Raw genomic sequence first — 11,195 nt, forward strand, 5'->3', positions numbered from 1 at the left:
CCGCCATCGGCGTCCGCATCGGGGATTCGTCCATGCTGATCAAGGCCTCCCTCGCCGCCCTGAGACAGGTGTTCTCGCCGCCCCTGCGGGCGATCCTGTGGAAGTCGCTGGCGCTCACCATCGGCATCCTGGCGGTGATCTGGTTCGCACTGACGCGGCTCATCGCGTGGTTCCTCGCCAACCACCACCTCTCGGCGGATTATCCCTTCCTCGACACCCTCGCCTTCTTCTTCGCGGGGGCCGGCCTGTTCGTGGCGCTGGCCTACCTGATGCCGGCGGTCTCGATCCTGGTGGCGGGCTACTTCCTGGACGACGCCGCCGCCATCGTCGAGGCCACCGACTTTCCCGGCGAGCCGCCCGGCCGGGCGATGCCGCTCGGCCAATCGATGCTCTACACCGCGCGCTTCGCCGGGCTGGCGCTGCTGGTCAACCTCGTGGCGCTGATCCTGTTCTTCGTGCCGGGGGTGAACCTCGTGGCGTTCTTCGGCGCCAACACCTACCTGCTCGGCCGCGAGTATTTCGAGCTCGCCGCCGCCCGCTTCCGCGGGCTGGACGAGGCCGGCGCCATGCGCCGCCACCATTCCTTCACCGCCATGAGCGCGGGCGCGCTGCTGGCCGGGCTGATGGTGGTGCCCATCCTCAACCTGCTGACCCCGCTGTTCGGCATCGCCCTGATGGTCCACGTCCACAAGGGCCTGAGCCGGCGGGCGGAGCTGACCGGGCCGGAGGTGCAGGGGCGGCTGCGGTAGGCGCGAGGTTCAGTCCCGCGTGCCCCAGCGCGTGCCCATCCGGCTCGGCGCCGAGGCGTCGGGGCCGATGGCCGGGCCGCTGGGGCGCTGCACGCCGGACGCGGGCATCGGCTCGGGCGCGGAGGTGGGCGCCACCTCGACCTCGGCCGGGCGGGCTGCGGTGGTGAACTGGCCGGCCTTGCGGAAGCGCCAGAGGTAGCCCGGCACCACCGCCTCCAGGGCGGTGGGCACGACGCCCAGCGCCGTAATGGTGCGCCCCTCCGCCTCGGCGGCCTCCGAGACGACGTTGTCGGTCTGGAGCAGGGTGACCTGGTCGCGGGTGAGCTTGAGGGCGTCGGGGAGGAGGCCGAGCGACAGGGTGTCGACGATCTCCAGCATCCGGGCCTGGAGGTTGGCCGCCGGCAGCGGCAGCGCCACCACCGGGCGCCGGCGCATGGTCGTCTCCAGCATGTAGCGCACCAGCGCCTCGAGGGTGCGGATCTCGGGGCCGCCGAGTTCGTAGACCGTGCCGCCGGGGACCTTGCCGTCCACCGCCCGGGCCACGGCCTCGGCGACGTCGCCCACGAACACAGGCTGGAACCGGGTCTCGGCGCCGGCGAGCGGCAGCACCGGCAGGGCACGGGCGAGGCCCGCGAAGCGGTTGAAGAAGCTGTCGCCCGGCCCGAACACGATGGAGGGCCGGAACACCACGGCGTCGGGCCGGGCGGCGAAGACCTGCGCTTCGCCCAGCGCCTTGGAGCGGGCGTATTGCGACGCGGACTGGGCGTCGGCGCCCAGCGCCGAGACATGGACGAGGTGGGCACCCACCGCGGCCGCCGCGCGGGCGATGGCCCCGGCTCCCTCCGCCTGCAACCCCGAAAAACTCTGGCGCCCGCTCTCCTGGAGGATACCCACGAGGTTGACGACGATGTCGGCGCCCGCCACCGCCTGCGCGATCGACTGCGGATAGCGCAGGTTGGCCTGGACGGCGACGATCTGGCCGACCTTGCCCAGCGGCTGCAGGAACAGGGCGAGGTCGGGCCGGCGCACGGCGACGCGGATGCGGTAGCCGCGCTTGGCCAGCGCCCGCACCACGTGCCGCCCGAGGAAGCCGGACCCGCCGAACACGGTCACGAGGCGTGTCGCGGCCGGGGTCAGCGGCCCGGCGCCGGGCATGGTCCGGGAAACCACGGTCTGGGAAACCCCGGTCTGGGAAACGGTCTCTGGAAGGTCGGTCATCGCTGATCCCGAAAGACGGCCCGGAGCGGGGTCTGCCGCGCTCGCGCGAAGGGATCGCGGCCGGCGCCGGTCCCGTGCGCAGCGCTATGTAGAGCAGTTCCAGCCCGAACGGGAGCCGCCGCGGGCCGCGAAAACACGCGACGTCGCGGCCCCGGACGGGACGCATGGCGCTAGGCGGCCCGACGGTGGTATCGACGCCCGATGCTGCAGACCTTCGGCGAGGCCTTCTCGCTCCTCGCAACCCTCGACCGGGACGTGGTGGCGATCGCCGCCCTGAGCCTGCGCGTCAGCGCCTCGGCGGTGGCGATCGCCGCCCTCGTCGGGATTCCCCTGGGCGCCCTCGTCGCCCTGGTGGACTGGCGCGGGCGCCAGGCGGTGGTGGCGCTCCTCAACGCGGCCATGGGCCTGCCGCCGGTGATCATCGGCCTCGTGCTCTACCTGCTGCTGTCCCGCTCCGGCCCGCTGGGAGCCCTCGGGCTCCTGTTCAGCCCCGCCGCGATGATCGCGGCGCAGGCGGTGCTGGTGACGCCCCTGGTGGCGGCGCTGGCCCGCCAGACCGTCGCCGATGCCGACGGGCAGCTGGGCGAGCAGCTGCGCTCGCTGCGCCTGTCCCTGTGGCAGCGCATCCTGGTGCTGATCTACGACGTGCGCTTCTCCCTCGTCACCATCGTGCTGGCCGCCTTCGGGCGGGCGATGTCGGAGATCGGCGCGGTGCTGGTGGTGGGCGGCAACATCGCCGGGCACACCCGCACCATGACCACCGCGATCTCGCTGGAGACCCAGAAGGGCGACCTGCCCCTGGCGCTGGCCTTCGGGCTGGTGCTGATGGCCCTCGTGATCGCCGTCAACGCCGCGGCGGCCGTGCTGCGCGGCTACGCCGCCCGCGCCTACGGATGAGCGGCCCTGCCGCCATCGTCCGCCTCGCGGGCCTGCGCTACGAGGCCGGGGGCCGCACCATCCTCGACGGGCTCGACCTGACGCTCGAGGGCACCGGCATCACCGCCCTCGTCGGCCCCAACGGCGCGGGCAAGAGCGTGACGCTGCGGATGATCGACGGGCTGCTGGCGCCGCAGGCCGGCACCGTCGAGACCGGCGCCCTGCGCCGCGCCTTCGTGTTCCAGCGCCCGCCCCTGGTGCGCACCAGCGCGGCGCGCAACGTCGCCCTGGCCCTGGCGCCGCTCGGGCTCTCGGGGGCCGAGCGCAGGGCCCGCGTGGCGCAGGCCCTCGCGCGGGTCGGCCTCCTCGACCGGGCCGGCGACCCGGCGCCGAAGCTGTCGGGCGGCGAGCAGCAGCGGCTGGCGCTGGCCCGCGCCTGGGCGACCCGGCCCGGCCTCCTCCTCCTCGACGAGCCCACCGCCAGCCTCGATCCCGCCGCCACCGCCACCGTGGAGACGCTGGTGGCCGAGATGGCGGCGGAGGGCATCGCCGTGGTGCTGGTGTCGCACAACCTCGCCCAGGTGGCGCGGCTGGCCGAACACGTCGTCGTGCTTGCCGCCGGCCGCGTGGTCGAGCAGGGTCCGGTCCGACAGGTTCTCGGCGCACCGCGATCGGCGCAGGCCCGGGCCTACATCAAGGGAGAGTTCTCATGGGAATCGGCCGTCGCAGCCTCCTGAGCCTGTGCCTCGCGGTCTGCCTCTCCGGGCCGGCCGCCGCCGAGCCGGGGGAGACGATCACGGTGGCCTCCACCACCTCCACCGAGCAGTCGGGCCTGTTCAAGCACCTGCTGCCGCTGTTCACGCAGGCCAAGGGCATCGGCGTGAAGGTGGTGGCGCTGGGCACCGGCCAGGCCCTGGACGTGGGCCGGCGCGGCGACGCCGACGTGGTCTTCGTCCACGACCAGGCCGCCGAGGAGGCCTTCCTCGCCGACGGCTTCGCCGTGAAGCGCCAGGACGTGATGTACAACGACTTCGTCGTGGTCGGCCCCAGGAACGACCCGGCCGGGGCCGGCGGCCAGGACGTGCTCGAGGCCCTGCGCCGCATCGCCGCCGCCAGGGCGCCCTTCGTCTCGCGCGGCGACCGCTCGGGCACCCACGCGGCCGAACTGCGATACTGGAAGGCGGCGGGCGTCGACCTCGGCGCGGCCAAGGGCGAATGGTACAAGGAGATCGGCCAGGGCATGGGCCCGGCGCTCAACACCGCCTCGGCCGCGAACGCCTACCTCCTGTCGGATCGCGGCACCTGGCTCTCGTTCAAGAACCGCGGCGATCTCGCCATCCTGGTGGCCGGCGACCGGCGCCTGTTCAACCAGTACGGCGTCATGCTGGTGAACCCGGCCAAGCACCCGCAGGTGAAGGTCGCCGCCGGCCAGGCCTTCGTCGACTGGCTGGTCTCGAAGCCCGGCCAGGACGCCATCGCCGCCTACACCATCGGCGGCGAGCAGCTGTTCTTCCCCAACGCGGCCCCGGATGCGAAGGGGCAGTGAGCGCGCACGAGGCCGGGGAATCGGCTAGAGAGCGGGCATGACCGCTCCCCTCGTCCGCTTCGCGCCCTCACCCACCGGCTACCTGCACATCGGCAACGCCCGGCCGGCGCTCCTCAACGCGCTGTTCGCCCTGCGCCACCGCGGGCGCTTCCTCTTGCGCCTCGACGACACCGACGCGGAGCGCTCCACGGACGTCTTCGCCGATGCCATCGCCGAGGACCTGGCCTGGCTCGGCATCGTGCCCGACCTCGTCGCCCGCCAGTCCGACCGGGCGGCGATCCACGACGCGGCGGCCGAGCGCCTCAAGGCGATGGGCCGGCTCTACCCGGCCTACGAGACCCAGGACGAGCTGGAGCGCCGCCGCCGGCGCCAGCTCGGCCGCGGCCAGCCGCCGCTCTACGACCGCGCCGCCCTCGACCTCACCGAAGCCGATCGCGCCGCCCTGGAGGCGGAGGGGCGCAGCCCGCACTGGCGCTTCAGGCTCGACCACAGGAGCGTGACCTGGACCGACCTCGTGCGTGGGCCGGCCCACGTCGATTGCGCCTCGCTGTCGGACCCGGTGCTGATCCGCGCCGACGGCAGCTACCTCTACACCCTGCCCTCCGTAGTGGACGATGCCGAGATGGGCGTCACCCACGTCATCCGAGGCGAGGACCACGTCACCAACACCGGCGTGCAGGTGCAGATCTTCGAGGCGCTGGGGCACCCGGTGCCGGTGTTCGGCCACCACAACCTGCTCACCACCATCGACGGCGAGGGCCTGTCGAAGCGCCTCGGCCACCTCTCGCTGCGGGGGCTTCGCGACGAGGGGTTCGAGCCGGCGGCCGTGCGCTCGCTGGCGGTGCTGACGGGCTCGGCCGAAGCGGTGCGGGCGGTGGCCACGATGGACGAGCTCGCGGCGTTGACCGACCTGGCGCAGATCTCGCGGGCGCCCGCCAAGTTCGACCCGCACGAGCTCGACGGGCTCAACGCCCGCCTGATCCACGCCATGCCCTACGCGCAGGCCAGCGAGCGTCTGCTGGCGCTGGGCGTGCCGGACGACCGCGCCGAGGCGTTCTGGCTCGCGGTGCGGGCCAACCTCGCCAAGGTTGCCGAGGCCGGCGACTGGTGGCGGGTGGTGGCCGGGCCGGTGACCCCGGTCGTCGCCGACCCCGGCTTCGTCGCCGCCGCCCTCGCCGTCCTGCCGCCCGCGCCCTGGGACGGCGAGACCTGGAAGGTCTGGACCGGGGCGGTGAAGGCGGCCACCGGCGCCAAGGGCAAGGCCCTGTTCATGCCGCTGCGCCTGGCACTCACCGGCCTCGAACACGGGCCGGACCTCGCCGGACTGCTGCCGCTGATCGGCCGGGAGGCGGTGGTGGCGCGGCTGTCTGGCGAGTAGGCCCGCCGGTCACCCCTCGCCGGTCTTGCCCCGCTCGGCCCGGCTGCGGCCGAAGTCCGGTTCGGCGGTCTCCTGGCCCTGGGCGACGATGCCCCGGCGGATGGCGCGGGTGCGGGTGAACAGGGCGTGGAGCGCGTCGCCGTCGCCCCAGCGGATGGCGCGGGCCAGGGCCGAGAGGTCCTCGTTGAAGCGGCCCAGCATCTCCAGCACCGCGTCCTTGTTGGCGAGGAACACGTCGCGCCACATGGTCGGGTCGGAGGCGGCGATGCGGGTGAAATCGCGAAACCCGCCGGCCGAGAACTTGATCACCTCCGATTGCGTCACCGCCTCGAGGTCGGCGGCGGTGCCGACGATGTTGTAGGCGATGAGGTGGGGGACGTGGCTAGTGATGGCGAGCACGAGGTCGTGGTGCTCGGGCGTCATGGTCTCGACGATGGCGCCGATCCCCTCCCAGAACGCCTGCACCCGCGCCGCCGCGCCCGCGTCGCCCTCGGGCAGCGGGGTGAGGATGCACCAGCGCCCGGAGAACAGGGTCGAGAAGCCGGCGTCCGGCCCCGAGTATTCCGTGCCCGCCACCGGGTGGGCCGGCACGAAATGGACACCGGGCCCCAGATGGGGCGCGACGGCGGCCACCACCGCCACCTTCACCGAGCCGACGTCGGAGACCACCGTGCCGGGCGCGAGATGCCCGGCCATGGCCTCGGCCACCGCGCCCGCCGCCCCCACCGGCACGCACAGGATCACGAGGTCGGCCTGTGCCACCCCTGCCACAAGGTCGTCGGTGGCGACATCGGCGATGCCGAGCGCCCGCACCCGCTCGAGCACGGCCGCGTCGCGGTCGATCGCCACGATGGTCTCGACCATGCCGTAGTGCCGGGCCGCCCGGGCGATGGACGAGCCGATCAGCCCGAGGCCGACGATGGCCAGGCGCCGGAACGGGGCCGGCGCCTCAGCGGGCACGGGTCTCGTCCATGAAGGCGGCGAGCGCGGACAGGAACGCCTCGTTGGCGGCCTGCGAACCGATGGTGACGCGCAGGGAGCCGGGCAGGCCGTAGGCCGAGACGCGGCGCACGATGATCCCGCGCTCGGTCAGGAACGCATCGGCGTCGGCCGCCGAGCGGCCCGGCGCATCGGGGAAATGGACCAGCACGAAGTTGGCGACACTCGGGGTGATGGCGAGGCCGAGCGCCCGCACGCCCTCGCCGACCCGGGCGAGCCAGAGGTCGTTGTGGGCGATCGCCGCGGCGACGTGGTCCTCGTCGGCGATGGCCGCCGCCCCGGCGGCGATGGCCAGCCCGGACAGGTTGAACGGACCCCGGATGCGGTTGACCGCGTCGGCCACCTCGGGCGGGGCCACCATCCAGCCGATGCGCAGGGAGGCGAGGCCGTGGATCTTCGAGAAGGTCCGCGTCGTCACCACGTTCCGCGCCTCGTGCACGAGGGCGAGCCCGGCCTCGTAGTCGGCCGCCCCGACGTATTCGGCATAGGCCCCGTCGAGCACCAGCAGCACCCGCGGCGGCAGGCCCGCGTGCAGGCGCCGGACCTCGCAGAACGGCAGGTAGGTGCCGGTGGGGTTGTTGGGGTTGGCCAGATACACGATGCGCGTGCGCGGGGTCACCGCGGCCAGGATGGCGTCGACGTCGGCCGTCAGGTCGCGCTCGGGCACCACCACCGGGGTGCCGCCCGCCGCCAGGATGGCGATGCGGTACACGAGGAAGCCGTGCTCGGTGTAGATCCCCTCGTCGCCCGCCTCCAGGAAGGCGTAGGCCAGGAACGACAGCAGCTCGTCCGAGCCCGCACCGCAGACGATGCGGGCCGGATCGAGGCGATAGCGGTCGGCGATGGCCTGGCGCAGCCGCGTGGCGTTGCCGTCGGGATAGAGGGCGAGCTTGCCCGCCGCCTCCGACAGCGCGGCGATGGCCCTGGGGCTCGGGCCGAGCGGCGTCTCGTTGGAGGAGAGCTTGTGGACCGGATGCGCGCCCGGCACCCCGCTCTTTTCGGGGCCGCTCTTGCCGGGCACATAGGCCTCGATGGCGAGCACCCCGGGGCGGGGCAGCGGGCGGGCGGCGGACGGGTCTGCGGGAACGGTCATGTCGGGATACGGCGCCGGAACGAGGGCGAAGCCGTTCCTCTAGCGCATTTCGTGAGGCCGTGGACACCGGCGGCGACGGGAAAGAATCGCCGCAGCTCCGACCGGGCGGGACGCCCTACACCCGGAACCGCGCCGCGTGGCTGCCGACCTCGTCGAGGCTCTGCGGGGCGGCACCGGCACGCTCCAGGGTCTCGCGCAGCTGGCGCGGGCCGGCGCCGCCGGGAACCGCGAGGAGGAGGCTGAGGCCGTCCCGGGCCACCACCTCGCCGTAGAGGTCCTGCAGCGCGCGCTCCGCCTGGGGCGTCCAGGCCGCGACCCGCAGGGCGTGGAGCACCCAGTCGCGCTGCGCGGCGGCCGGGTCGTCGAGGGGGTTGGAGATCACGAACACCGGGGTCCCGGCCGGGTGGGTCGGCCGCTCGATGAAGGGCAGGCGGGCGATCACCTTGGGCCGGCCCTCGCCCACCAGCCCCTCCCACCACGGCGCGGCGCCCGAGGCCGGGGCCTCCTCGGAATCGAGGCGGAAGATGCCCAGGTCGCCGCGGGAGGCCGCCACCGCCTCGATGACCGCGAGGCAGGTGGGATGCGGCCGGTAGGGCACCGTGAAGCCGAAGTGGAACCGGGCGGAATCGCGCATCGGCGCGTCGCCGCCCGAGACGTCGGCGTGGACGCCGAACGGCGCCTGGACGTAGGTGAAGGTGGCGATGATGACCCGCCAGATCCCCTCCACCGTGTCGAGGGGCAGGAGCCCGCGATGGCGCTCGGCCACCCGCCGCATCATCCCGGCCTCGCGGCCGGGCCGGAAGGCGGAGCCCGAGGCCGAGGTCTTCTTGACCGCGATCAGCCGGTCGATGATCGACCCGCGCTGGATCAGCAGGGCGTGCATCTCCGCGTCGATGCGGTCGATCTCGGCGCGCAGGGAGGCGAGATCGTCGAGGGGCGGCGCGGGTCTCGTGAAAAAGCGCATGCGAGGAAACGCGAGTCCGGGGCGGGGGACGAGTGGTCGGCGCGTGAGAGGCCGCCGGGCCCGTGTGCGGGACCCTGCTCGGGGGCCTTGCTTAGGGAATTGCGCAAGCGAGGGCCAGTGCGGGGAGCGATCCTGCCCGGCAAACGGCCTTTTGCCGGGGCGGGGGCCTTTCGTTGACGTCCGCAGGGGCGCACATTACCTCGCGTGACACCCGTTGCGGGCAGACCGGCTCGTGCCGGCCGGCGCTCGACGCCCAAAACCCGAGACGGACGGAACCGTCAAGACCCGCCATGGACACTTCCCTCGATCCCGCCACGGCACCGGGCGCCCCCGTGGACGACGTTTCCGCGCGGGACCCGTCGCAGCCGGTCGACCCCAGGAGCCGGGATCCCAAAAGCGCCGATCCCAAAAGCGCCGATCCCAAAAGCCCGGTGGCGCTGTTCGGGACGGACGAGCCGCTGGCCATGGACGCGGGGGTGGCGCTGGCGCCGTTCCGCATCGCCTACCAGACCGCGGGCACCCTCAACGCGGCGCGCACCAACGCGGTGCTGATCTGCCACGCGCTCACCGGCGACCAGCATTTCGCCCACACCCATCCGCTCACCGGCAAGCCCGGCTGGTGGGAGACCCTGGTGGGCCCGGGCAAGCCGGTGGATACGGATCGCTACTTCGTGATCTGCTCCAACGTGATCGGCTCCTGCATGGGCTCCACCGGTCCGGCCTCCCTCGACCCGGCCACCGGCCGGGCCTACGGGCTCGATTTCCCGCTGGTGACCATCCGCGACATGGTGCGCGCCCAGGCGATGCTCCTCGACCGGCTCGGCATCCCCGACCTGTTCCTGTGCATCGGCGGGTCGATGGGCGGGATGCAGGTGCTGCAATGGGCGGCGAGCTACCCCGAGCGGGTGTTCGCGGCGATGCCCATCGCCACCGGAGCCCGGCACTCGGCCCAGAACATCGCCTTCCACGAGGTCGGCCGCCAGGCGATCATGGCCGACCCGGCCTGGGCGGAGGGGCGCTACCTCGAAGAGGGCACGCGCCCGGCCAAGGGGCTCGGCGTCGCCCGCATGGGCGCCCACATCACCTACCTCTCGGAGCCGGCGCTGCACCGCAAGTTCGGCCGCCGCTTCCAGGGCGGCTCGGCCCCGACCTTCTCCTTCAACGCCGACTTCCAGATCGAGAGCTACCTGCGCCACCAGGGCCTGAGCTTCGTCGAGCGGTTCGACGCCAACGCCTACCTCTACCTCACCCGCGCCATGGACTACTTCGACCTCGCCGCCGATCACGGCGGGGTCCTGGCCAAGGCGTTCCAGGGAACGAAGACGCGGTTCTGCGTGATGTCCTTCACCTCCGACTGGCTGTTCCCCACCGCCGACTCGCGGGCGATCGTGCATGCGCTCAACGCGGCCTCGGCGGCGGTCGCCTTCGTCGAGGTCGAGAGCGACAAGGGCCACGACGCCTTCCTCCTCGACGAGCCGGTGATGTTCAACGCCGCCAGGGGGTTCATCGACGCCGCCGCCCGGGCGCGCGGGCTGTGAGAGTGGCCTCGAGACCGCCCGGAACGCGTCGTCCCGCCCACCTCCTCATCCTAAGGTGCCGCGTGAGCGGCCTCGGGAGGAGGGAGCGGGACGGAACGCCGGCGGGTGCCGCCTCATGACGATGAGCCGCTCCCCATCCCTTTCCCCCGCCCCCTGGCAGGGCATCGGCGCACTGCCGCACGACGACGGCGCGCGCATCGATCACCTGATCGTGCTCGGCCTGGTGCCGCCCAACGCCCGGGTGCTCGACATCGGCTGCGGCGACGGTTCGCTGCTGGCGCTCCTGCGCGACCGGCGCGGGGTCGATGGGCGCGGCATCGAATTGTCGCGCGAGGGCGTCAACGCGTGCCTGGCCCGCGGCCTGCCGGTGATCCAGGGCGACGCCGACACCGACCTCGAGAACTACCCCGACGACGCCTTCGACGTGGTGGTCCTGTCCCAGACGATCCAGGCGACGCGCAACCCGCGCATCGTCCTCGAACACCTGCTGCGGATCGGCCGGCAGGTGGTGATCTCGTTCCCGAACTTCGGGCATTGGCGGGTGCGGGCCGAACTGGGGTTTCGCGGGCGCATGCCGGTGACGACCCTGATGCCGGAGGCCTGGTACGAGACCCAGAACATCCACCATTGCACCATCCGCGACTTCGTCGGTCTGTGCCGGGTGGTCGGCGCCCGCATCGAGACCGCCCAGGCCCTGAACGCCAGGGGCCGGCCGATGCGCTTTGCCATGCCGTGGTGGGTGTGGAACCTGATGGGTGCGCAGGGGGTGTTCCTGCTGCGCCGGGGCGAACCCGGCCCGACCTGAGGCCGCCCGCGTTCCACGTGAAAACTCGG

The 11,195-nt window shown here is 73.1% G+C and carries 11 protein-coding genes; 7 read left to right on the forward strand and 4 right to left on the reverse strand.

From position 1 onward, the window contains the following. Positions 1-32: 32 nt before the first annotated feature. A complete protein-coding gene (locus ASG40_RS03465; RefSeq protein ID WP_055881266.1) occupies positions 33-749 on the forward strand; it encodes a sulfate transporter family protein in 717 nt (238 codons plus the stop codon). Positions 750-758: 9 nt separating this feature from the next. On the opposite strand, the gene ASG40_RS03470 is transcribed toward ASG40_RS03465, so the two are convergent. Then, the gene (locus ASG40_RS03470) at positions 759-1,967 is read right to left on the reverse strand and encodes a complex I NDUFA9 subunit family protein (RefSeq protein WP_443136575.1); all 1,209 of its coding nucleotides are present in this window, start codon (positions 1,965-1,967) and stop codon (positions 759-761) included. Positions 1,968-2,168: 201 nt separating this feature from the next. On the opposite strand from ASG40_RS03470, the gene ASG40_RS03475 reads away from it, so the two are divergent. The 4 genes from ASG40_RS03475 to ASG40_RS03490 are packed head-to-tail and all read left to right on the forward strand — an operon-like array spanning position 2,169 to position 5,767. Further along, positions 2,169-2,864: an ABC transporter permease gene (locus tag ASG40_RS03475; RefSeq protein WP_055880453.1), complete on the forward strand. Its 696-nt coding sequence runs from the start codon at positions 2,169-2,171 to the stop codon at positions 2,862-2,864. Further along, complete coding sequence (locus tag ASG40_RS03480; RefSeq protein WP_055880457.1) at positions 2,861-3,580, forward strand: ABC transporter ATP-binding protein; 720 nt, start codon at positions 2,861-2,863, stop codon at positions 3,578-3,580. The genes ASG40_RS03475 and ASG40_RS03480 overlap by 4 nt, the downstream gene beginning before the upstream one ends. After that, positions 3,553-4,389, forward strand: a complete 837-nt coding sequence (locus ASG40_RS03485) for a substrate-binding domain-containing protein (protein ID WP_082523866.1) — start codon at positions 3,553-3,555, stop codon at positions 4,387-4,389. Before ASG40_RS03480 ends, ASG40_RS03485 begins: the two co-directional genes overlap by 28 nt. Before the next feature lie 37 nt (positions 4,390-4,426). Beyond that, positions 4,427-5,767 carry a glutamate--tRNA ligase gene (locus ASG40_RS03490; RefSeq protein ID WP_055880462.1) on the forward strand — a complete coding sequence of 447 codons (1,341 nt, stop codon included), beginning with the start codon at positions 4,427-4,429 and terminating at the stop codon, positions 5,765-5,767. Positions 5,768-5,776: 9 nt separating this feature from the next. Here the strand turns inward: ASG40_RS03490 and ASG40_RS03495 are convergent, their stop codons facing one another. The 3 genes from ASG40_RS03495 to ASG40_RS03505 form a co-directional block, all read right to left on the reverse strand. Beyond that, the gene (locus ASG40_RS03495) at positions 5,777-6,727 is read right to left on the reverse strand and encodes a prephenate/arogenate dehydrogenase family protein (protein ID WP_055880465.1); all 951 of its coding nucleotides are present in this window, start codon (positions 6,725-6,727) and stop codon (positions 5,777-5,779) included. Beyond that, positions 6,717-7,859 (reverse strand): pyridoxal phosphate-dependent aminotransferase, encoded by a 1,143-nt coding sequence (locus tag ASG40_RS03500; protein ID WP_055880468.1) that lies wholly within the window; start codon positions 7,857-7,859, stop codon positions 6,717-6,719. The genes ASG40_RS03495 and ASG40_RS03500 overlap by 11 nt, the downstream gene beginning before the upstream one ends. A gap of 115 nt (positions 7,860-7,974) precedes the next feature. Beyond that, the gene (locus ASG40_RS03505) at positions 7,975-8,823 is read right to left on the reverse strand and encodes a chorismate mutase (protein WP_055880470.1); all 849 of its coding nucleotides are present in this window, start codon (positions 8,821-8,823) and stop codon (positions 7,975-7,977) included. Positions 8,824-9,113: 290 nt separating this feature from the next. On the opposite strand from ASG40_RS03505, the gene metX reads away from it, so the two are divergent. Next, on the forward strand, positions 9,114-10,361 hold the full coding sequence (metX, locus tag ASG40_RS03510; protein ID WP_055880473.1) for a homoserine O-acetyltransferase MetX: 1,248 nt from the start codon (positions 9,114-9,116) through the stop codon (positions 10,359-10,361). A gap of 121 nt (positions 10,362-10,482) precedes the next feature. Next, positions 10,483-11,166, forward strand: coding sequence for a methionine biosynthesis protein MetW (gene metW, locus ASG40_RS03515; protein ID WP_443136576.1), 684 nt, complete (start codon positions 10,483-10,485; stop codon positions 11,164-11,166). Positions 11,167-11,195 lie beyond the last annotated feature (29 nt).

The sequence above is a fragment of the Methylobacterium sp. Leaf399 genome, from assembly GCF_001424525.1.
In the GTDB taxonomy this organism is placed as follows: Bacteria; Pseudomonadota; Alphaproteobacteria; order Rhizobiales; family Beijerinckiaceae; genus Methylobacterium.

Excerpts from the sequence above, each read along its gene's own strand:
- metX (WP_055880473.1), top strand. The coding sequence starts at position 9,114 with ATGGACACTTCCCTCGATCCCGCCACGGCACCGGGCGCCCCCGTGGAC.
- ASG40_RS03490 (WP_055880462.1), top strand. The coding sequence starts at position 4,427 with ATGACCGCTCCCCTCGTCCGCTTCGCGCCCTCACCCACCGGCTACCTG.
- ASG40_RS03465 (WP_055881266.1), top strand. The coding sequence starts at position 33 with ATGCTGATCAAGGCCTCCCTCGCCGCCCTGAGACAGGTGTTCTCGCCG.
- ASG40_RS03485 (WP_082523866.1), top strand. The coding sequence starts at position 3,553 with ATGGGAATCGGCCGTCGCAGCCTCCTGAGCCTGTGCCTCGCGGTCTGC.
- ASG40_RS03480 (WP_055880457.1), top strand. The coding sequence starts at position 2,861 with ATGAGCGGCCCTGCCGCCATCGTCCGCCTCGCGGGCCTGCGCTACGAG.
- ASG40_RS03500 (WP_055880468.1), bottom strand. The coding sequence starts at position 7,859 with ATGACCGTTCCCGCAGACCCGTCCGCCGCCCGCCCGCTGCCCCGCCCC.
- ASG40_RS03505 (WP_055880470.1), bottom strand. The coding sequence starts at position 8,823 with ATGCGCTTTTTCACGAGACCCGCGCCGCCCCTCGACGATCTCGCCTCC.
- ASG40_RS03470 (WP_443136575.1), bottom strand. The coding sequence starts at position 1,967 with ATGACCGACCTTCCAGAGACCGTTTCCCAGACCGGGGTTTCCCAGACC.
- metW (WP_443136576.1), top strand. The coding sequence starts at position 10,483 with ATGAGCCGCTCCCCATCCCTTTCCCCCGCCCCCTGGCAGGGCATCGGC.
- ASG40_RS03475 (WP_055880453.1), top strand. The coding sequence starts at position 2,169 with ATGCTGCAGACCTTCGGCGAGGCCTTCTCGCTCCTCGCAACCCTCGAC.